Annotated in this window: 19 protein-coding genes; 12 read left to right on the top strand and 7 right to left on the bottom strand. The window is 34.5% G+C overall.

The features are described 5' to 3' along the window. Positions 1–28: 28 nt before the first annotated feature. Positions 29–1,654, bottom strand: coding sequence for an L-glutamate gamma-semialdehyde dehydrogenase (gene pruA, locus DFQ05_RS05605; RefSeq protein WP_132704425.1), 1,626 nt, complete (start codon positions 1,652–1,654; stop codon positions 29–31). A 126-nt stretch (positions 1,655–1,780) separates the two neighbouring features. Here pruA and DFQ05_RS05600 point away from each other — a divergent pair, with 126 nt between their 5' ends. Then, positions 1,781–2,803, top strand: a complete 1,023-nt coding sequence (locus DFQ05_RS05600; protein ID WP_241974219.1) for a DUF6695 family protein — start codon at positions 1,781–1,783, stop codon at positions 2,801–2,803. On the opposite strand, the gene apaG is transcribed toward DFQ05_RS05600, so the two are convergent. The 3 genes from apaG to DFQ05_RS05585 form a co-directional block, all read right to left on the bottom strand. Beyond that, complete coding sequence (apaG, locus tag DFQ05_RS05595; protein ID WP_132705088.1) at positions 2,800–3,186, bottom strand: Co2+/Mg2+ efflux protein ApaG; 387 nt, start codon at positions 3,184–3,186, stop codon at positions 2,800–2,802. The genes DFQ05_RS05600 and apaG overlap by 4 nt on opposite strands. Positions 3,187–3,237: 51 nt before the next feature. Next, positions 3,238–4,620: a pyridoxal phosphate-dependent decarboxylase family protein gene (locus DFQ05_RS05590; protein ID WP_132704424.1), complete on the bottom strand. Its 1,383-nt coding sequence runs from the start codon at positions 4,618–4,620 to the stop codon at positions 3,238–3,240. 78 nt (positions 4,621–4,698) lie between these two features. Beyond that, positions 4,699–5,943, bottom strand: coding sequence for a type IX secretion system plug protein (locus DFQ05_RS05585; protein WP_132704423.1), 1,245 nt, complete (start codon positions 5,941–5,943; stop codon positions 4,699–4,701). A gap of 248 nt (positions 5,944–6,191) precedes the next feature. Between DFQ05_RS05585 and DFQ05_RS05580 the strand changes: the two genes are divergently transcribed. Genes DFQ05_RS05580 through nqrF form a run of 6 tightly spaced genes read left to right on the top strand, consistent with a single transcriptional unit; the run spans position 6,192 to position 12,322 of the window. After that, positions 6,192–7,544 carry a Na(+)-translocating NADH-quinone reductase subunit A gene (locus tag DFQ05_RS05580; protein ID WP_132704422.1) on the top strand — a complete coding sequence of 451 codons (1,353 nt, stop codon included), beginning with the start codon at positions 6,192–6,194 and terminating at the stop codon, positions 7,542–7,544. A gap of 49 nt (positions 7,545–7,593) precedes the next feature. Then, the gene (locus tag DFQ05_RS05575) at positions 7,594–8,802 is read left to right on the top strand and encodes an NADH:ubiquinone reductase (Na(+)-transporting) subunit B (RefSeq protein ID WP_132704421.1); all 1,209 of its coding nucleotides are present in this window, start codon (positions 7,594–7,596) and stop codon (positions 8,800–8,802) included. Positions 8,803–8,804: 2 nt separating this feature from the next. Next, positions 8,805–9,593 (top strand): Na(+)-translocating NADH-quinone reductase subunit C, encoded by a 789-nt coding sequence (locus DFQ05_RS05570; protein WP_132704420.1) that lies wholly within the window; start codon positions 8,805–8,807, stop codon positions 9,591–9,593. A 1-nt stretch (position 9,594) separates the two neighbouring features. Further along, on the top strand, positions 9,595–10,239 hold the full coding sequence (locus DFQ05_RS05565; protein ID WP_132704419.1) for an NADH:ubiquinone reductase (Na(+)-transporting) subunit D: 645 nt from the start codon (positions 9,595–9,597) through the stop codon (positions 10,237–10,239). Positions 10,240–10,283: 44 nt separating this feature from the next. Further along, entirely contained in the window at positions 10,284–11,009 is a 726-nt protein-coding gene (nqrE, locus tag DFQ05_RS05560; protein ID WP_132704418.1) for an NADH:ubiquinone reductase (Na(+)-transporting) subunit E, read from the top strand. Between the two features lie 2 nt (positions 11,010–11,011). Then, positions 11,012–12,322, top strand: coding sequence for an NADH:ubiquinone reductase (Na(+)-transporting) subunit F (gene nqrF, locus DFQ05_RS05555; RefSeq protein ID WP_132704417.1), 1,311 nt, complete (start codon positions 11,012–11,014; stop codon positions 12,320–12,322). A 109-nt stretch (positions 12,323–12,431) separates the two neighbouring features. Here nqrF and DFQ05_RS05550 read toward each other — a convergent pair whose 3' ends face one another. The 3 genes from DFQ05_RS05550 to DFQ05_RS05540 are packed head-to-tail and all read right to left on the bottom strand — an operon-like array spanning position 12,432 to position 14,764. Then, positions 12,432–12,884: a Na(+)-translocating NADH-quinone reductase subunit F gene (locus DFQ05_RS05550; protein ID WP_132704416.1), complete on the bottom strand. Its 453-nt coding sequence runs from the start codon at positions 12,882–12,884 to the stop codon at positions 12,432–12,434. Positions 12,885–12,933: 49 nt separating this feature from the next. Further along, positions 12,934–13,305 (bottom strand): cupin domain-containing protein, encoded by a 372-nt coding sequence (locus tag DFQ05_RS05545; RefSeq protein WP_132704415.1) that lies wholly within the window; start codon positions 13,303–13,305, stop codon positions 12,934–12,936. 10 nt (positions 13,306–13,315) lie between these two features. Continuing rightward, a complete protein-coding gene (locus DFQ05_RS05540) occupies positions 13,316–14,764 on the bottom strand; it encodes an SLC13 family permease (RefSeq protein ID WP_132704414.1) in 1,449 nt (482 codons plus the stop codon). A 53-nt stretch (positions 14,765–14,817) separates the two neighbouring features. Here DFQ05_RS05540 and DFQ05_RS05535 point away from each other — a divergent pair, with 53 nt between their 5' ends. The 5 genes from DFQ05_RS05535 (at position 14,818) to DFQ05_RS05515 (ending at position 20,886) form a co-directional block, all read left to right on the top strand. Next, entirely contained in the window at positions 14,818–15,687 is an 870-nt protein-coding gene (locus DFQ05_RS05535; RefSeq protein WP_241974218.1) for a DUF4846 domain-containing protein, read from the top strand. Then, positions 15,680–16,057 (top strand): Na(+)-translocating NADH-quinone reductase subunit F, encoded by a 378-nt coding sequence (locus tag DFQ05_RS05530; RefSeq protein ID WP_132704413.1) that lies wholly within the window; start codon positions 15,680–15,682, stop codon positions 16,055–16,057. Before DFQ05_RS05535 ends, DFQ05_RS05530 begins: the two co-directional genes overlap by 8 nt. 48 nt (positions 16,058–16,105) lie before the next feature. Next, positions 16,106–17,092, top strand: coding sequence for an FAD:protein FMN transferase (locus tag DFQ05_RS05525; protein WP_132704412.1), 987 nt, complete (start codon positions 16,106–16,108; stop codon positions 17,090–17,092). A gap of 100 nt (positions 17,093–17,192) precedes the next feature. Further along, a complete protein-coding gene (locus tag DFQ05_RS05520) occupies positions 17,193–20,093 on the top strand; it encodes a sensor histidine kinase (RefSeq protein WP_132704411.1) in 2,901 nt (966 codons plus the stop codon). 37 nt (positions 20,094–20,130) lie between these two features. Then, a complete protein-coding gene (locus DFQ05_RS05515) occupies positions 20,131–20,886 on the top strand; it encodes a LytR/AlgR family response regulator transcription factor (RefSeq protein WP_132704410.1) in 756 nt (251 codons plus the stop codon). Positions 20,887–20,964: the final 78 nt, after the last annotated feature.

Genomic DNA, 20,964 nt, shown 5'->3' with positions numbered 1-20,964 from the left:
GGGTTTACTAAATTGTATTTTCTAATTCTTATCCCAAAAACGGATATCTGTAATCTGTAGGTGTCACAAACGTTTCTTTGATTAATCGTGGTGAAACCCAACGTAGTAAGTTTTGAGCAGAACCAGCTTTATCATTTGTTCCAGAGGCTCTTGCTCCTCCAAATGGTTGCTGACCTACGACTGCACCAGTGGGTTTATCATTGACATAAAAGTTACCAGCCGAATTTTGTAGTGCTTGTGTAGCTTCTTCAATAGCATATCGGTCTGTAGATAAGATAGCTCCCGTTAGTGCATACTCGCTGGTTTCATCTACTAATTTCAATGTCTCTGAGTAGGCGTTGTCCTCGTAAACATAAATAGTAATGACTGGGCCAAAAAGCTCAGTACACATTGTCGTGTACTTTGGGTCGGTTGTTACAATAACAGTAGGCTCAATAAAATAGCCTTTAGATTTATCGTAGCCACCACCTGCAATAATTTCAGCATTACTGTCAGCTTTTGCGCCATCGATATATTTCGCTAATTTGTCAAAAGAGCCTTCATGGATCACAGCAGTAATAAAGTTGCTCATATCCTCAGGAGAGCCCATTTTAAACGATGCAATATCCTCTAATAAGTAGGTTTTAACATCGCTCCAAAGACTTTTAGGAATATAAGCTCTTGATGCTGCAGAACATTTTTGTCCTTGAAATTCAAAAGCACCACGAGAAATTGCTGTTGCTACTTGTTTAGCATTAGCAGATTTGTGAGCAACAATAAAATCTTTACCTCCAGTTTCCCCAACGATACGTGGGTATGTTTTGTAGTTATGGATGTTGTTTCCTATTTGCTTCCAAAGTTCTTTGAAGATATATGTTGAACCTGTGAAGTGCAATCCAGAAAAATCTGGACTAGATAACACGGTTTCTGTAATCATTACTGGGTCTCCAAAAACAACATTTATAACACCATCTGGTACACCAGCTTCTTTAAAAACATCCATAATGACTTTTGCCGAGTAAACCTGACTGTCACTAGGCTTCCAAACCACAACATTACCCATTAATGCCATACAAGATGGTAAGTTACCAGCAATAGCGGTAAAGTTAAACGGTGTAACAGCATAGGTAAAACCTTCAAGTGGACGATATTCTACACGATTCCATGCATCGCTCGTACTTTCGGGTTGCTCCATATATATGTCCGTCATAAACTGTACGTTAAAGCGTAAAAAGTCTATAAACTCGCAGGCTGCATCAATTTCAGCCTGATGTATTGTTTTAGACTGTGCTATCATTGTAGCTGCATTAATTTTAGCACGGTATGGTCCCGCAATTAGTTCCGCAGCTTTTAAGAATATGCCAGCACGTTGTTGCCATGGCATTTGCGACCACGATTTGCGAGCCTCTAAAGCGGTAGCAATAGCCTCTTCTACATGGCTTTTTTCTGCCAAATGATATTCGCCAACAATGTGTTGGTGGTCGTGTGGCGGTGACATTGTTCTTGTATTTCCGGTTTTAATGTCTTTTCCGTTTATATATAATGGAACTTCAACTTTACTATTAAACATTGATTTATAAGCTGCAGCAACAGCTTCGCGTTCAGGAGAACCAGGTGCATAAGATTTTACTGGTTCGTTAACCGCAACAGGTACATTAAAGAATCCGTTTGCCATGATATTTTGTTTTAATTAAATGATTTTTGAAAGTGCAAAAGTACAATTTTTAATAGAGTTAATTTAAGTTGAAGTCTTAATGAAAACTTAATTGTTAATTTTATTTTGTAAGTTGGTTCCTGTTAAATGGACTTATTATTTATGCCTCGAAACGATGCTTTTATAATTACCATGGCCTATCCCGAAACTATTGTTTCGCATGCTGAAGAATGGTATTCTAAATTTTTGAGATTTGCTTTTATTGGAAGCAAAAAACACGTCAGAGCTGGGCACGCCGCTTTGGTTTTAATTAATAAACGAACAGGAGTTTTAGAATATCACGATTTTGGACGCTACATAACACCGTCTCCTAATGGACGTGTTAGAGGACGACAAACAGATTTTGAGCTTAACTTTCCGCTTAAAGCTAAGGTTGTTAATGATACAATTGTAAACCTAGACGAAATCCTAAAGTTTTTGGCAACTAACCCAAAACTAACTCATGGTGATGGGGATTTATATGCGTCGGTATGCAGTAAAATAAATTACGATTTAGCTCGTAAGCATATTACTGCGCGTCAGAACGAAGGTTTTATAAGATATGCCGCTTTTATAGGAGACGCATGTAATTGTGCGCGTTTTGTAACGGATGCTTTAATAGCGTCTGTTACCAATTTAAAGATTAAAAAAAAACTGGTAAGGTCTAAGTGGTTTACGCCAAGTACTATTGGTAATGTGGTTATCGCAGATACAGAAGATTTTGTCTATCGGGTTACTGACAATGGCATTATAAACGAGTTTACATCTACAGTAAGCAAAGAGAATAGACGTTTATTTATAGATGCTCTTAAGGACTATAATCCAAGTTTAGTAGGTACGCTTAAGCCAAAGGAAAACAAAGAAAAAAGACCACATGCCCAATGGTTAGGTGGTATTGCGGCAGGCGCGTGGTTCGAAATTTTTGATATTGGGAGTTCTCAAGAATTTCGATTTAGGCGCATTTCGCCATATGGTAACATCGACTGCGATGGCTTATATAAAATTGAAAGTGTAGGTTTTGATATTCGTCAGAATTATGAGTTTGTGCATTATTCTAACTGTGGATTTTTTCATATTCAACAAAATAGAAGCATTTACCGATTCGAATACCTAAAGGACTTTGAAGGCTAGTTTAAAGAAAAAGGTGCACTGAGTTTAAAGGAAGGGATGTAAACTTTAAACTCTTTGGTGTTAGAAAAATTTACCATATTGTAGTAGCCATGCATGCTTCCAAAAGGCGAAGACAGCAGACAACCTGAGCTGTAAGTGTGAGATTCTCCTGGCTGTAAAATAGGCTTTCTACCAATAACACCTTCGCCACGAACAATTTCTATATTATTTAATGCATCTTTAATTTTCCAGTAACGAGAATTTAACTGCACAACGTCGTTACCCTGATTTTCAATCGTAATTTTATAAGCGAAGGCATAATTCATTTTATAGTTTTTATAAAATGTACCTTCGAAATCAGTTTCAACAGAGATTTTTATTCCGCTTGTAACTTGTTGTACCATTGCTTTTTTTGTTCTCAACGAATATAAGATAATTTTTTATTTGTTTAATACCTAAGCTTCTGGCAAGCTGCTTTTTAACAAATCTTTAGATACAAAAGCTTCGATTGTTTGGAAAAAGTTAAGAATATCTTCTTTTTTTAGAACCGTATTTATTGTTACCATTCTTACAAATTCTGTATCTCTAAACCTTCCGAATCCAACCATTAACTCTGCCTCTTTATACAGTGCAGTGCACAAAAGGTTAGCAGGAATATCTCTGTAATTAAAGCATACCGATATGGAATCATCGAAACTGTACAACGAATAATCTGGGTGATTAGAAATATAGGCTCTTGCATACTCTGCCAATTCAAATTGATGGTCTACAATTTTTTCTAAACCTTTTTTGCCTATCGACTTCCATAGTGTCCATAGTTTAAGAGCATCGTTGCGACGACCACACTGTAACGAAATTTTCCCAAGATTAAAATCATCGCTGTCGGTTTGGTATAAATAATCAGCCTCATTAGAAAACGAATGATGTAACTGTGCTTTATGCTTTGTAATTATAATGGAGCAACCAAGTGGTGTGCCCAGCATTTTATGCGCGTTAAGGCTAAACGAATCCGACAGCTCCAAGCCATTAACTAAATACTTGTAACGCTCACTAAAAATTACGCTGCCACAATACGCACCATCGACATGTAGCCACAAATTGTATGTTTTACAGATTTTGCTAATAGATGTAATATCGTCGAAACCTCCAAGAACAGTTGTTCCTGCTGTAGCATTTACAAAAAAAGGAGTGTGGCCAGCTTGCATATCTTTTTTTACCAATTGCTCAAGGTGGGCAGCATCCATTTCACCTTTTTCATTTGTTTTAACTAAACGAACATTATTTTTTCCGATACCAGATAAAACAGCATTTTTAGAGATAGAGTAGTGTGATGCTTCCGACGTATAGAGTGTCATGGTTTTGTTTAGACCTTCTGCTCTTACTTCTGGAGATTTTTGGTCTCTTGCCATGAGTAATGCCATAAAATTAGTCATAGAACCACCCGCAGCCAAAGTCCCGCTACTATCTTTTGGATATCCAGAAAGTTGAATAATGTTGTTAATTATCTCTTTTTCGATACCAACGTGTGGGCCAGCTACTTTGTAAGTGTACATACTGTTATTAAGCATTACAGCTAATAAATCGCCAAGTGTTGCCTTACTTACACGACCACCAAATAATTGATTAAAGAATGCTGTTGAAGCAGTTTTAGGCGTGTACTTTATTATGGATTTTAAGTTCGAGACTAAATCTTGGTCCACAACACCAAAATCGTTAAGAGATAAATCTAATTTCTGGAATAATTCTGAAGTTTCTACAGGTCTAGCAACTGGATTTTTTTGCTCTTCCTGTAATAAGTAGTCGCATAATTCTACGAAGAGGTTTAAGTCTTGGCGCATTTTAAAGTTTTGTTTGGCTAATTTGTAAGTCTATATAAAACGAATATACTTACAATATTAAACTTTAAAATATTAAGTTTAGTTTGTAATCCTTTCGGAGTCGGCTTCTCCAAAGCCAATAAGTCTATCGAATCGTGCGCCTAAATCTCTGTAATAAACAAGTGTTTTGTAGTTGTTTTCAGTCTGCCAAAAGTTGCCGCTTATGGCACCTTCATCTATAGTTCCGTCTAAGTCTACCGTTACAAATTTATAGTTGTAAAATCCTTGTTTTAATTTAAAGGAACATTCGTATTGGCCGCTTTCTCTGTTATAAAACATGCGCGTCATATCTTCGATTTCAAAATTGTTAAAGTTACCATATACGTGAACGTCTTTTCCGATTATTTCGTCTTCTAAGAGTGTAAAGTGAACAACCGTGTAGTCTGCCTGAGTATCAATATTATCTACCCCAACGGCATTGATTAAGAAGTTTCCGTTAATATCGGGATTCCATGTGTACGGTCTATTTTTTCTACTTATTTGTTTAAACAGGTAACTGTGATAAAGCTCTTTTAAATCTATAAACTGAATGCCCAAATTTGCAACACGTACATTTTTACTTTCAAAATTTAAGTACTCATTACCAGCCCAAAAAGAAGCCTCTTCGTCATATCTGTATATCAACTCAGAATTGGTGGTGTACTGCGGTTTTAAATCTGAAATAGCGGTTTTAAGGTTGTTATTCTGAATAATTTTCACCTTTACTGTTTCCAAAGGATTATTAAGGTTTATACCGTTGGTATTAATCTTTAAATACACCGTTTGTTTTTCGTTTATGGTTTCAAAATCTCTAGTACGACTAGGCTGCACACCCACAGTTACCAAGTCTTCGACAACCATAAACTTCCTAGAAAACATAATCTCATCGTAGTCGTCGTAAATTGTAATCATATAATTTCCAGACTTAAGTAAACCTTTTGTTTGAATATTTGGAATTCTTAAATCGTAATGCGAATAAATCTGATAGGTATTTAGCGAGTTGAGGTAATTGATAATTCTAACATTGTCCACACCACGAAGATATTCGCCTTTAACTAGTTGCGACGGCTTCCAGTCAAAATCAAAATGCTCTATTTTATAGTAGAAGTCTTCCTCATTTCCTGTCAAAGCATCAAACTCTAATGTAAACGGTTCTCCAAGTCTTAGAATTGGTAATTGCGCTTGACTGGTGCTTCCTTTAAAAGTAATTGTTTTAATAAAATCTGGAGGTAGAATTTCTTCGGCTTGAGAAAAAATCGAAACCGAAAATAGTAGACATAAGATAAGAGATGCTTTTTTAATCATATCTAGATGGTAAAATTGTTTTACAAAGATAATCAATTTCTATGCCTTACTATTTTTATGAATAACTCCGTTAGACTTTGTTTATCTTTTTTTGCGTGATTTTACGAAAGCAAACGTTAAACTTAAACAAATGAGATTTACGCATCTAGAAATCCTAATATTAACTAAAAATTTTACGTTAGCTTCTGTGCATTTATGGTTTAATTCGTATTTTTGCACCGATTTTTAGATAACTAATCTTAAGATATATGTCCAAAGACATTAGAATAAAAAAAGGCTTAGATATTAAATTAGTAGGCGAAGCCGAAAAAACTACTGAAAATGCTATCATTAGCAATACTTTCACTATCAGGCCAGAAGATTTTCACAGCATTACACCTAAACTTGTAGCAAAAGAAGGAACTAAGGTAAAAGCTGGTGAAACTTTATTTTACAATAAGGAAAACGAAGACATGAAGTTTGTATCTCCTGTTTCGGGGGAAGTTACAGAAATTCAGCGTGGACCAAAACGTAGAATAGACGGTATTAAAATAAATGCAGACAAAGAGCAAACGTATCTAGAACATGGAAAGTTTGATGTAAATGCAGATGCCGAAACTTTAAAAGCGCACTTATTAGCTGCGGGTTGTTGGCCGTTTATTAAGCAGCGTCCATACGACGTGGTAGCTAATCCTAACAAAACACCTCGAGATATTTTTATTTCTGGTTATGCTTCTGCACCTTTAGCGGCAGATTTAGATTATGTTTTGGCAGGAAAAGAGGCTGAACTTCAAGCGGCGCTTACTGCAATAGCAAAATTAACAGAAGGCAATGTGCATGTTGCAATTCCAAAAAATGGAAACTCCGTGTTTGCTAACTTAAATGATATTACGACGCACAAGGTAGCAGGGCCGCATCCGTCAGGAAATGTAGGTACACTAATAAATAAAGTGGCACCTGTTAACAAAGGAGAAGTTGTTTGGACGCTTAATGCTCAAGATTTAGTAATTATTGGAGAGTTACTATTAACAGGGAGATTCAATGCAGAGCGTATTGTAGCTTTAGCAGGGTCTTCTGTAAAAAAGCCACGTTATTTTAAAACTAAGATTGGCGCCGAGGTGTCTACTATGATTTATGATAATGGGGTTGAAAAAGATGGAAACGATAGAATTATTTCAGGAAATGTTCTTTCTGGTAAGGAAGTAAAACCAGATGGTAATTTAGATTACTACAGCAACGTTATTACCATAATTCCAGAAGGTGATGATTACGAATTCTTTGGCTGGAATAAGCCAGTATTCGACAAGGTTTCCAACACAAGAGCATTAACATTTTCTTGGTTAGCGCCAAATAAGAAATATGACCTTGATACCAATACTAATGGCGAGCATCGTGCATTTGTATTAACAGGTAACTACGAGCAAGTATTTCCATTAGATATTTATCCACTACAAATTTTAAAGGCTTGTATGTATAAGGATTTAGATGAAATGGAAGCTCTAGGTATGTACGAAGTTGCTCCAGAGGATTTTGCACTAACTGAATTTGTATGCGTATCTAAACAACCGCATCAAAAAATTATCCGTGAAGGTTTAGATTTAATGTTAAAAGAAATAGGTTAAATTTTAAAATGCTTCAGTTTGTTTGAAGCTAAATTGAAACATCAGTAATATGGGTTTAAAACAAAATTTACATAGCTTTAAAATGAAAAATAAGGACAAGAAGTGGCTTCCAGCCTTCAACGCCTTATTTACATTTTTATACACACCAAACGAAACAACGCACAATGGAACGCACATCAAAGCTGCGGACGATTTAAAGCGTACCATGAATACAGTAATTCTTGCGCTTGTGCCATGTTTGATTTTTGGTATTTTCAATGCAGGATATCAGCATTATTTGGCTTTAGGCGAGATTGAAGCAGCTAACGGGTTTTTAGGGGCGTCGTTTTGGACACTAGATAACTTGTTGGTTGGTGCAGCAACAGTACTACCGCTAGTCGTAGTTTCTTATGGAGTTGGTCTTGCCGTAGAATTCGTTTTTGCAGTTATAAAAGGTCACGAAGTAGAAGAAGGATACTTAGTAACAGGTATGTTAGTGCCATTAATTGTTCCTGTAGATATTCCTTTATGGATGTTAGCCGTAGCAGTAGTTTTTGGAGTTGTTATCGGAAAAGAAGTTTTTGGAGGCACAGGAATGAATATTCTTAATCCAGCCTTAACTATACGTGCATTTTTATTCTTTGCTTATCCTACGTGGATGTCAGGAGATAAAGTATGGGTGCATGGTGCAGTTGAGCGTGCAGGTACACCAGATGCTATTTCAGGTGAGACGCTATTAGGTGCTTATGCACAAAATTCATCATTAGCAGGTATAGATTATTGGGATATGTTCTGGGGATTAATTCCTGGTTCAGTAGGTGAGACGTCTAAATTTTTAATCATTATAGGTGCAGCTTTCTTAATTTTTACTAAGATAGGTAGTTGGAGAATCATCTTATCTACACTTATCGGAGCCCTTACAATGGGACTGATTTTTAATGGTGTTGTTGAATTAGGTTGGATAGGAGAATCAAGTAAATTTTACGGTTTAATGACTGTACCTTTCTGGCAACATCTAATTATAGGAAGTATTTTATTTGGTGCGGTTTATATGGCTACGGACCCAGTAACTGCATCGCAAACCAATAAGGGTAAATGGATTTATGGTTTCTTAATAGGGTTTATTTCCATTATGATTCGTGTATTCAATCCAGCATACCCAGAAGGTGTATTCTTAGCAATATTATTAATGAATGTTTTCGCTCCGACTATAGACCATTATGTGGTACAAGGTAATGTGAAGCGTAGACTTAAACGTGTAAAAGTAAAAGCAGCATAATTATGGCAGTCGATACAGAAAAAAATTCGTACACCATCATATTTGCTATCGCAATGGTAGTCGTTGTAGGGTCTTTATTAGCCTTTACAGCATCATCTCTTGCACCAAATATTGATGAAAATGAAAGAATGGAAAAGCAGCAAAACATTCTTTACGCAATGGGTATTAATGGAAATGAAGGTGATGGTGATATTACATTTATTTCTACGGATAAAGTTGCTGAAGCCTTTAAAACTAATATTTCTGAGCAATTAGTAATCGAAGTAAAAGATGGAGAAATTGTTAAAACAATGACCCGTCAAGAATTTATGGAGGCTAATAATGGTAAAGAGCCTTATTTAATAGATGTAAAAAAGCAGCAAGCTAGATACAAAAGCGGAGAATCTAGACTTCTACCATTGTTCGTTGGAGAGCAAGATGGAAAAAAGGTTTATGTCGCACCAATTCGCGGAAAAGGTTTATGGGATGCCATTTGGGGCTACGTTGCTTTAGACGATGATATGATTGTTAGGGGAACATTTTTTGACCACGCGGGAGAAACACCAGGTTTAGGAGCAAATATTAAGCAGCGTTATTTTATGGACGATTTTTATGGAGAGCGTTTATTAACAGAAGCAGGAGTATTTAAAGGTATTACAGTTGCTAAAGGAAATAACGATCCTAAGAATGAAACCAAGGACGATTACGAAGTTGATGCTTTAGCAGGAGCAACCATTACAGGCGACGGCGTATCTGCTATGATAAAGAGCGATTTAAAATTGTATTTACCTTACTTTAAAACTTTAAAATAACATGGGACTACTCTCTAAAAAAGACACAAAGTTAATCACTGACCCGTTAGCAGATAATAACCCAATCACAATTCAAGTATTAGGTATTTGTTCAGCGCTAGCAATTACAGCAGAGCTTAAGGCTTCTATTGTTATGAGTGTTGCCGTATTATTCGTTTTAGGTGTCGGTAATGTTGTTATTTCGTTAATGCGAAATATTATCCCTTCAAAAATTAGAATTATAGTACAGCTTATTGTTGTAGCGTCATTAGTGATTATAGTAGATCAAGTCTTAAAAGCTTTTGCTTACGAATTAAGTAAAACGCTTTCGGTATTTGTTGGTTTAATCATTACCAACTGTATTATCATGGGACGTTTTGAGGCTTTCGCTTTAGGTAACGGTCCTTGGAAATCATTCTTAGATGGTATTGGTAATGCTTTAGGCTATGCTGTTATTCTAATTATAGTAGGCTTCTTCAGAGAGTTACTAGGCTCTGGAACATTATTAGGTATTCCTGTTTTAGGAGACCCAATAGAAAAAACAGGAGTTTACTCAATAGGTTATGAAAATAATGGTTTTATGCTAATGCCGCCTATGGCACTTATTATCGTAGGACTTATTATTTGGGTACAACGTAGTAGAAACACAGATTTAATTGAGGATTAAAAATCCTTTTCAACTTTTCTTTTAAGAAATAAAAGTATAAGACAATGATAGAACACATCGAATTATTTTTCAAGTCGATTTTTATAGATAACATGGTGTTTGCCGTCTTCTTAGGGATGTGCTCATACTTAGCAGTATCTAAAAAGGTAGCAACAGCAGTAGGTTTAGGAGCAGCTGTTATCTTTGTACTAGCCATAACAGTACCTTTAAACTGGTTATTGGACCAATATTTACTTCAGCCAGGCGCGTTATCTTGGTTAGGTGATGAGTATGCAAGTTACGATTTAAGTTTCCTTTCCTTTATTATGTTTATTGCAACCATAGCTACGATGGTACAGTTAGTTGAGATTGTAGTAGAGAAGTTCTCACCTTCACTATATAATTCTCTTGGAATATTTTTACCGCTGATTGCTGTAAACTGTGCAATTTTAGGAGGCTCTTTATTTATGCAATCGCGTGAAATTGAAACCTTTGGTTTAGCACTTAACTATGGCGTTTCTTCGGGAATCGGATGGTTTTTAGCTATTCTAGCTATTGCAGCTATTAGAGAAAAAATAAGGTATAGTGCTGTTCCAGCACCACTAAGAGGCTTAGGAATAACATTTATCATAACAGGATTAATGGGTATAGGATTCTTAAGTTTTGGTGGAATGTTAACCGGAGGAGACGAAGAGACAGAAGCTCCGAAGACAGTACAAACTATTGAGATAGAAAAAGAACAAACTGAAGACGCTAAGACATTAGCCGAAAACACTAAAACTATAGATTAAGTATGATTTTAGCAGCAGGAACAACAGGAACAGTAATAGCTACAGTAGCAGCATTTTTACTAATAACATTGGTGTTAGTAAGCTTACTTTTAGTTGTAAAACAAAAATTATCGCCTTCAGGACCAGTAAAGATAACCATTAACGGAGAAAAAGAAATTGAAGTCGCATCAGGAGGCACACTTCTTTCCACTTTAGGTAATAATAAAGTCTTTTTACCATCTGCATGTGGTGGTGGTGGAACTTGTATTCAGTGTGAGTGTCATGTTTTATCTGGTGGTGGAGAAGCGTTACCTACGGAAACACCGCACTTTTCACGTAAAGAATTACAGCATGGTGCACGTTTGGCTTGCCAAGTAAAGGTAAAGCAGGATATGGAAATAACAATTCCAGAAGAGGTATTTGGAATAAAAAAGTGGGAAGCTACTGTAGTGCGTAATTATAACGTAGCGTCTTTTATTAAGGAGTTTGTTGTAGAGATACCAGAAGATATGAATTATAAAGCTGGCGGATATATTCAAATTGAAATTCCACCATGCGAAATTAAATATTCTGATATCGATATTACGGCGCATCCAGAAGAGCATGAGACGCCTGATAAGTTTCAAGCAGAATGGGATAAATTTGGTCTTTGGCCTTTAGTTATGAAGAATACAGAAACTGTAGAGCGTGCATATTCTATGGCTTCTTATCCTGCAGAAGGGCGCGAGATAATGCTTAACGTGCGTATTGCTACGCCACCATGGGATAGAGCTAAAAACCAATGGATGGATGTAAATCCTGGTATAGCATCATCTTATATTTTCGCTCAAAAACCAGGAGATAAGGTGACAATTTCTGGACCATACGGAGAATTCTTTATTAACGAGTCAGAGAGTGAAATGCTGTACGTTGGTGGTGGTGCAGGTATGGCACCAATGCGTTCACACTTATATCACTTATTTAAAACATTAAAAACTGGTCGTAAAGTAACGTATTGGTATGGAGGACGTTCTAAGAGAGAGTTGTTCTACATAGAACACTTTAGAGAACTAGAAAAAGATTTTCCAAACTTTAAATTTTACATGGCTTTATCTGAGCCATTAGAAGAGGATAACTGGAAAGTAAAGAAAGATATTAATGACGAAGAAGGTGATGGTTTTGTAGGGTTTATTCATAATTGTGTGATTGATAACTACCTAAATCATCATGATGCACCAGAAGATATCGAATTATACTTCTGTGGACCACCATTAATGAATCAAGCTGTTCAGAAAATGGGAGAAGATTTTGGTATCCCAGATGAGCATATTAGATTTGATGATTTTGGAGGTTAAATTTTGAAGGTTATGATGCTCTCCCGAAGCTTCGGGAGTTTCAGCATCTCATTATAAAACAAAAACCAACGCTTTTGCGTTGGTTTTTTATTTTAAGATGTTTTAAGTTTTAAAAAGCCAACTCATACTTAGGTTTATCATTTTCGTATTCAAAGAGCTTTGAGTAATCCATAATATTGGTAATACCTTCTAATCTGCATAAATGCGATATTACGGCAGAAAGCGCTTTAAATAGCACATCCTTATCTGTAATGTTATCAGGTCTTCCATTTTTATGGTGTAGCGGTAATTTATATCCGCATGCCTTTAGAAATATAGACTCTATGGTAAGTAATTCTAACGGTGTATAACCGTTAAATCGGCGACCTAAATTTTGATGAAATTTTCCTATATAATTTAACTGAGTAGAGCCATGATTATCAGATAAATATTTCCAACTTTCTGTGTTGTTAAGAATATTTCCTACAGCACACTGTTTGCAACACTCTGGATTTAATGTGTTATTGTGAAACGCTATATACAGTTTTTGTATAGCAGCTTCAAAACGATTTGAAGTTTTCATAGATTTTTCTTTTTCGGAGTATTAAGATACAAAAAACTTAAAAAATATTTTATCTGTATTCCATAATTAGAAAAACTGCTGTGCTATCGCCTACATTCAAAACTTCATGGGAGGTTTTTTTGTCGTTTGAAAAAGAATACCCAGTAGGTACATTTACTTCTCGTACGCCTGTGGCGTCCTTTATTCTAAATTTACTTCCGCTAATGGTATAACCTACATGTGGATTATGGTAGTGTAATTCATGGCCAATATTAGGTGGAAATGTACATTTTAAAACCCTTAAGGCTTTGTTTTCTTCTAATACTTCGCAAACGTTCTTATTTTTCCAACCAGCTTCTAAAGGGTCTGGCAATTGAGGTTTATCGTTACAGTTAAAAAGAATAATTAAGAGTATAGGTACTATATATCTGGATAAGCGCATAATATTCTTTTTAGTTAGCTAAAAAAACCATTGGCATTATGTATTGAAACATAAGGATTAATAAAACTACAGAAATGAAATTTAAAATAATGCCAGCCTTTGCCATTTGATTAACTTTTATAAATCCGCTTGCAAATACGATGGCGTTGGGTGGCGTGGCCATTGGTAACATAAAGGCACAGCTACTAGCAATAGTAACTGGGATTAGAAGATGTAGTATAGGTATGTCTAATCCTAACGCAATACCAGCAACAACTGGTGCTAGAACTGCTGTAAGTGCTACATTACTCATTAGTTCTGTCATAAATAGCATAAGTAATATTAGTAAAGAAGCTGTGACCAGGATTCCAACTTTAGCCTCAGATATGGTTTGTGCAACTACATCTACAATACCACTTGCAGACATGCCTTTTGCTAATGCTAAGCCTCCACCAAACAATATTAATATACCCCAAGCTAATTTTTGAGTATCATTCCAGTGTAAAATAAAATCGCCTTTTTTTAGATTATGCGGAACAGCGAATAATGCAATTGCACCAAAAATACTAATCATTGTATCACTAAGGCCTAGACTTGGTAAAATGGAATTGATTACACTTCGGAATATCCAAAGCGCTACAATAACCGAGAAAACAAAAAGCACATGCTTTTCTTTTGAAGATAACTTACCAAGCGTTTTTAATTCATTTGAAACAACAGAAGCAGAAGCTCCAAAAACAAGTCCTTTATTCGGGAATAATAGCTTAACTAGTATCAAATATACGATTGTAATAAGGCTGATTGAAAATGGTAAACCAAAAGACATCCATTTCACAAAAGATACTTGTGTGTTATACTCATTCTCTAAAAGTCCAATTAATACTGAGTTTGGTGGTGTGCCAATCACTGTAGCTATTCCTCCGGCATTTGCAGAAAACGCGATACCAAGCATGACGCTTAGTGCAAAATTTTTATCAGCTTTTGTAAAACCATCCTCATCGTTTATTAAAAGATTAATAACAGACATGGCAATGGGCAGCATTACAACAGTACTTGCTGTGTTGCTTATCCACATACTCATAAAAGCAGTTGCAATCATAAATCCTAGAATAACACGATTGGGCGAAGTTCCTGTAAGTTTTATAATCGTTAGAGCTATACGCTTATGAAGATTCACCTTCTCTAAAGCAAGAGCTAGTACAAAACCACCAAAAAATAAAAATACAATAGGGCTTCCATAATTAGCGCCGACATCTGCTATTGGCATAATCTTAAATAACGGAAAAAGCAATAACGGTAATAATGCCGTGACGGAAATAGAAACTGCTTCTGTAATCCACCAAATTACCATCCATAATGCTATTGCAATAACAGTATCAGCCGCCTCGGAAATAAAGTTAATGGATGAAAATTGAATTACTAAGAAAAGAAGTGGCCCAAGAATTAAACCAATACGTTTAGATATAGGATGGTGATTCATATGATTAAATATAAAATTTTAATACGAAATTTATGTTCAATTACGTTTGCTATATGATGAAAAAATTACTCGTATTTCTTTTTTTAATTCTTGTAATAGCTGTTTTTGCATTACAGTTTCAACCCGTAAAGCAAACAGTGGCAGCTGTTATAACAAAACCAACGTATCTTAACAAAGGAGGAGCCACCATAAAAGAAAGGGTAAAAGTACCTAACAATTATAAAAGAGTTGTTTACGATTCAACTTCATTTCAGTATTATATAAGGCATCAGAATTTGAAAAACTATGGTGCTAAAGTGATTAATTATGATGGCGAACCGTATTTCTATCAGTTAGGTCATTTAGGCGTTTTGGATATCGATGTGCCAAGTAATGGTTTACAGCAATGTGCAGATGCATTAATTAGATTACGCAGCGAATATCTATGGGAAACCAATCAAAAAAGTAAAATAGGTTTTGAGTTTACTAGCGGACATTATTGCTCATGGAATAAATATGCTGAAGGCTATAGACCAAAGGTTAATGGAAATAAAGTTACGTTTCATAAAACCGCTTCTTCAAATCATTCAAAAATCAATTTTTACAACTACTTAAACCTTATTTATACCTATTCGGGCACCATGTCTTTGAATAATGAATTAAAGGAAATCACATCTATAAAAGACTTAAAAATTGGCGATATGCTCATTGTTGGTGGTTTTCCAGGCCATGTAATTATGATTGCTGATATTGTTGAAAATGAAGCTGGGGAAAGACGATTTTTACTTATTCAAGGCAATACACCTGCTCAAAGTATTCATCTGCTTAAAAATTTAGATGATACTAGTATTTCACCTTGGTATAAACTGCAATTAAATTCGGAAATTTCTGTGCCAGGCTTTACCTTTACAAACTCTAAGTTTGTGAGATTTATAGATGAGTAAAGCACTAACAAAACAAGAATTACATAACCTTGCCATGAACCATGTGGGGAAGGATTTAGAATCTCGAGGGTTTGAGTTTGTTGCTATAAATAGTAAACTAAAAAAGCACCCACAATTTGTCTGCATTGATAAAAATGGGCAATGGTTTTTTGTAATTGTCAGAGCTGTAATATTGCCAGAAAATCCTAATAATTACGATGTGGTTTGGATGGAAACCTTTAAGCAACATGCCTTTGATAAAAATGCTAAGGTGTTGTACGCGGGCGTTGGTCTGGGAAATCCAAATGGAGAAGATTTACCTATTTATTTAAATGAAGATTATTTAATCGAGTATAACGGCATCCAAGTCATAGACATGAACCTGAATTAAAATTTTCTGTCATGCTGAACTTGATTCAGCATCTCTTAATTTATTGAAATGATAAAAAAAACACTACAACTAATAGTTCTACTTGCATTACTTATTTCTTGCAAAGAAGATAAACCTCAAAACATAAAATTATCTGGACCTGTTTTTGGTACAGGATATAACATTCAATACTATTCTGAAACAAACACAAATTATCAAAGTCAGTTTGATAGTTTGTTCACTGTGATAAATAAATCGCTTTCTACCTACATCCCAGATTCCGACATTTCAAAGTGGAATAGAAACGAAAACGTCCAAGTCGATGAGCATTTTAAAAATGTCTTTAACGCTTCAAAAATAATTAATAAAGAATCTAAAGGTGTTTTTGACCCAACCATAGGAAATGTAGTTAATGCTTGGAATTTTGGACCAGACGAAAATAAGTTTCTAACGGATAGTGCCACAATTAAAAGATTGATGCAATACGTTGGTTTTGACCATGTGCATATGCTACCCAATAGATTTATAAAAAAAGACTCTACCTATTTAGATTTTAATGCTATTGCCAAAGGATATGGGATTGATGTTATTGCTGAGTTTTTAGAAGCTGAAGGTGTCACTGATTATTTAGTAGATATCGGAGGTGATTTACGAACAAAAGGTATTAATCAAGAAAGTAAAAAAGGTTGGACAGTTGGTATAGAAGACCCTAATTTTGATGGTTCTAAGTCCTATTCTAAAACACTAGTTCTAAAAGATAAGGGAATGGCAACGTCTGGTACTTACAGAAAGTTCAAAGTAGATGAAGATGGAAACCGATATGCGCATATTATTAATACAAAAACAGGCTATCCGACAAAAACTAATGTATTAAGTGTTTCCGTCATTGCTCCAAACGCTATGTTGGCTGATGGTTATGCGACTACATTTCAGGCGCTTGGAGTAGAAGGAACTAAGACTTTTTTAAAAACGCATCTTGAGTTGCAGGTTTATTTTATCTACTTAGATGAAAAAAATGAATTGCAGACTTTGAGCTTAAACGGATTTCCAGAATAGACTTTTAATATAGTTATTCACAAGTAAAAGCTTACTGTTTACTAAAATTAAGGATTTTCAAAATTTTATAAATTGTATTTTTGATAACAATTTTTTTTTTTTGAAAAGACCACTACATCTATTATCAATTCTTTTTCTTTTTGCTTTAAATATATCAGCACAAGAGCCAGTTTCCATTCATTTAACTGAAGAAAATGGCTTGCCCGATGTAGAGTTTTATTCTATTTTAGAGGATAACGAAGGCTACATGTGGTTAGCTGCAAATAAAGGGTTGTTTAGATATGATGGAAAAGAATTTAAGGCTTATACAAATCTTAAGAAACGCGGACGTTCTTTTTTCAATTTGAAATTAGATAAAGATGGGAACGTTTGGTGCAATAATATTGCTGGACAGTTTTTTAGGGTGAAAAATGATTCACTTCAATTGTTTTTAGACTTTAAAGATGAACTTGGTGGCGCATTACCAGATTATATTTTTTTTAAAAACAATTTGGTTTTTAAGGCGAGGAATAATCTTTTTTTTATTGATTTAGTTACAAAGCAAAAAAAGGTTAAAGTTGGTTTTAATTACGGCACATATATAGGTTTCGTTAATAAAAACAACGATTTTGTTTCGTTAGATTCCACTCTAAATTTTCAAATCAGAAAAAGTATTGATAGCCTCACTACCTTTAGTTTTTCTGAATATTCAAATGAAATAAAGGATGATAAATTAGGATTCACATCTTTTTATAAATACAAGACTTCAGATGTGTTGTTGTTTCAAAACAAGTACAATTTAAAAAAAAGGTTATTTCTATTTGAAAGTAATCGTTTAACAAACATTAATTTACCAGAACAATTTTCAAGTTTTTATATAGATCAGATTTTTATTGACAACAATTATTGGTTTTTTTCTACGACGAAAGGTGTTTTTAAATGTGTATTTCGAAATCAAAATCTTCATATAATTCAACATTATTTTTCGGAAGAGCACATTACTGCCACAGTAAAAGACTTTAATAATAACCTTTGGTTTTCTACCTTAAATAATGGTGTTTTTGTTGTACCTAATGAGAATATCATTTCATTTTCAAAATTTGAAGATGTTACGGCTCTAGAAAAAAAAAATGATTCTGTAGTTTATGTTGGTGAACTTAATGGCGAGTTATCGGAGCTATCTCTTAATTCTTCAATTAAAACGAGACATCCTTTGTCATCTAATAGTGTCGTAAGACAATTGCACTACGATGATGAAAAACTATTTTACGCTTCAGACCAAAACACATATTTATATAACGAAATAACTAATTTTAAAACCCCTTATCAGCACTTTGCAGCCCTGAAATCAGTTGATAAAATTTCTGATACATCTTATGTCATTGGAAAGAATTATGAGTCTAGTATTTTAAATACAAATTCTGAGATTGTTTTAGAAAAAAAAAGAGCTTACAAAGCGATATATTCAGAACGAAATAAGTCAATTTTATTAAGTTCCGTAAACGGATTGGATAGGTATGATTATCCTTCGCTTGACAAACAGCCTATATATTACAATAACAAACCGATTTATGCTTTTGACTTAACCGAAACTAAAAATGGAATTTTTTGGGCGGCAACTTACAGTCAAGGTGTTTTTGGAATTAAAGATGGTAAAGTTATTAAGCATCTTAAAACCGAAAATGGTTTGGCATCTAACACGACCAGTAAAATTGCGGCTGATGGCAGCAACCTTTGGATTGCAACAGACTTAGGTTTGCAATTTTATAGTTCAGATTTAAACACATTACAGACTTTATCTCGGTTAAACGGATTAAACTCTTTTAATATTAATCAACTTGAAGTATTAAAAAATCATGTGGTTTTTTCATCAAATTTAGGTTTGTTTTCACTTCAAAAAGACAACGTTTTTCAAGATAAACAAATTCCAAAAGTTGAAATTACATCAGTTACATTAAACGAAACACCAACGATTTTAGAAGACAGCTACACCCTGAAGCAGACAGAGAGCGAAATTGCTATTTCATTTCATAGTAAAGGTTTTCAGTCTGACAAAACAATCGATTATTATTACAAATTAGATGGTTTTGATGAAAACTACAAAATGGTTAATGACGCGTCTCAAGAAGTGAAATATAATAGTTTACCAGCCGGAAATTTTACGTTTAAGGTAAAGGCCAAAAATAAATTTGCCAATAATTTTTCTCAACCTGCATTTCTAAAAATTAATGTTGTACTGCCATTTTATAAAACATGGTGGTTTTGGGCGTTGGTATTTAGTGTTGCAGTGGTATTAGTGATTTGGTATTTTAAAAAACAAACCAATAGGCTAAAAAAAGAACAACAAATAGAATTAGAAAAGGCTAAAATAAGTAAGGATTTAGTGTTTTCTCAGCTCGAAAATTTAAGAAGCCAGATGAATCCGCATTTTATTTTTAATGCGTTAAACTCTATACAAGATTATATAATTACAAACGAAAAAAAGCTAGCAAGGCAATATTTGGTGCGTTTTAGTAGATTAATCCGTACGTATTTAGAGCATAGCCAAAAAAACAGAGTGTCACTTTCAGAAGAGTTAAATGCACTTAATCTCTATTTACAACTCGAAAAGGACCGTTTCGAAGATGATTTCGAATTCGAGATTTCAGTAGATAAACAACTAAACACAGATGAGATATTTTTGCCTTCGTTGTTTATTCAGCCTTATGTTGAAAATGCTCTTAAGCATGGTCTATTGCATAAAAGCGAAAATAAAAACCTAAAAATATCTTTTGTAAAGAAAGAATCAGAAGGATTACTGATTTGCAAAATACGAGATAACGGAATTGGTAGAGAAGCTTCAGCAAAAATTAAGGCAAAACGGCAAAAGGACCATAAATCGTTTGCAACGTCAGCAAATCAAAAGCGAGTAAATCTTCTCAATAAATCTGGAAACAAAAGATTTGAGGTTGAAATTATTGATTTAAAGGACACAAACAATCAATCATTAGGAACAGAAGTTGTGCTTCAAATTCCTATGTAAGCTATTACAGTTTGCATTAGTCAAAAAAAAATAAGTTATGAAAGTATTAATAGTCGATGACGAAAATAGAGCCAGGCGCGTTTTAAGCACTATTATAAGTGATACACGAGATGATATTACGCAAATTCTTGAAGCTTCAAATTTAATTGAAGCTGTAAAAATTATTAAATCTCAGAAGCCTAAAATTGTATTTCTCGATGTAGAAATGCCACAACACAGCGGCCTAGAAATTCTCGAATTTTTTAAAGGCGAAGTCATTGATTTTCAAATCATATTTACAACAGCCTATGGGCAATATGCTATAGAAGCTTTTAGATTATCTGCAGTAGATTATTTGTTGAAACCCATTGATGAGGATGAGTTAAATAAGGCGGTTAATAAAGCGACTAAAGCTATAACCGAAGAAAATATAACGCATAAGCTCGAAAATTTAGAAAAAGCCTTTCAGCAATTATCCTTAAACAAAATAGCTCTTGAGGTGCCAAAAGGTATCATCTTTGCGTCTCATGACGATATTTTATTTTTTGAAGCTGATGGTGTTTACACCAAAGTACATTTAGCAGACGGAAAGTCTGAATTGATATGCAAAACACTTAAACATTTCGCAGACCAGCTAAGTGATAAGCCCTTGTTTTACAAACCACATCGTAGTTACTTGATAAATCTAAAATTCATGAACGAAGTTGTTAAAAAAGATGGTTTGCAAGTCATCATGAAAAACAACAAATCCATACCAATCGCTCGAGACAGAAAAGAAGAATTTATGAAAATGGTAAATCGGGTTTTTAACTAGTTACGGTTTACAAGTAAAATCTTGCAATTCACTAAATAATAATTAATGCAACCTTAATTGGGTTGCATTTTTGTTTTC

It is taken from the genome of Winogradskyella wandonensis, from assembly GCF_004346845.1.
GTDB lineage: Bacteria > Bacteroidota > Bacteroidia > Flavobacteriales > Flavobacteriaceae > Winogradskyella > Winogradskyella wandonensis.
This window is presented reverse-complemented; position numbering and strand designations above follow the sequence as displayed.

Coding starts and splice junctions, on each gene's coding strand:
- pruA (WP_132704425.1), bottom strand. CDS start 1,654: ATGGCAAACGGATTCTTTAATGTACCTGTTGCGGTTAACGAACCAGTA.
- DFQ05_RS05600 (WP_241974219.1), top strand. CDS start 1,781: ATGGACTTATTATTTATGCCTCGAAACGATGCTTTTATAATTACCATG.
- apaG (WP_132705088.1), bottom strand. CDS start 3,186: ATGGTACAACAAGTTACAAGCGGAATAAAAATCTCTGTTGAAACTGAT.
- DFQ05_RS05590 (WP_132704424.1), bottom strand. CDS start 4,620: ATGCGCCAAGACTTAAACCTCTTCGTAGAATTATGCGACTACTTATTA.
- DFQ05_RS05585 (WP_132704423.1), bottom strand. CDS start 5,943: ATGATTAAAAAAGCATCTCTTATCTTATGTCTACTATTTTCGGTTTCG.
- DFQ05_RS05580 (WP_132704422.1), top strand. CDS start 6,192: ATGTCCAAAGACATTAGAATAAAAAAAGGCTTAGATATTAAATTAGTA.
- DFQ05_RS05575 (WP_132704421.1), top strand. CDS start 7,594: ATGGGTTTAAAACAAAATTTACATAGCTTTAAAATGAAAAATAAGGAC.
- DFQ05_RS05570 (WP_132704420.1), top strand. CDS start 8,805: ATGGCAGTCGATACAGAAAAAAATTCGTACACCATCATATTTGCTATC.
- DFQ05_RS05565 (WP_132704419.1), top strand. CDS start 9,595: ATGGGACTACTCTCTAAAAAAGACACAAAGTTAATCACTGACCCGTTA.
- nqrE (WP_132704418.1), top strand. CDS start 10,284: ATGATAGAACACATCGAATTATTTTTCAAGTCGATTTTTATAGATAAC.
- nqrF (WP_132704417.1), top strand. CDS start 11,012: ATGATTTTAGCAGCAGGAACAACAGGAACAGTAATAGCTACAGTAGCA.
- DFQ05_RS05550 (WP_132704416.1), bottom strand. CDS start 12,884: ATGAAAACTTCAAATCGTTTTGAAGCTGCTATACAAAAACTGTATATA.
- DFQ05_RS05545 (WP_132704415.1), bottom strand. CDS start 13,305: ATGCGCTTATCCAGATATATAGTACCTATACTCTTAATTATTCTTTTT.
- DFQ05_RS05540 (WP_132704414.1), bottom strand. CDS start 14,764: ATGAATCACCATCCTATATCTAAACGTATTGGTTTAATTCTTGGGCCA.
- DFQ05_RS05535 (WP_241974218.1), top strand. CDS start 14,818: ATGATGAAAAAATTACTCGTATTTCTTTTTTTAATTCTTGTAATAGCT.
- DFQ05_RS05530 (WP_132704413.1), top strand. CDS start 15,680: ATGAGTAAAGCACTAACAAAACAAGAATTACATAACCTTGCCATGAAC.
- DFQ05_RS05525 (WP_132704412.1), top strand. CDS start 16,106: ATGATAAAAAAAACACTACAACTAATAGTTCTACTTGCATTACTTATT.
- DFQ05_RS05515 (WP_132704410.1), top strand. CDS start 20,131: ATGAAAGTATTAATAGTCGATGACGAAAATAGAGCCAGGCGCGTTTTA.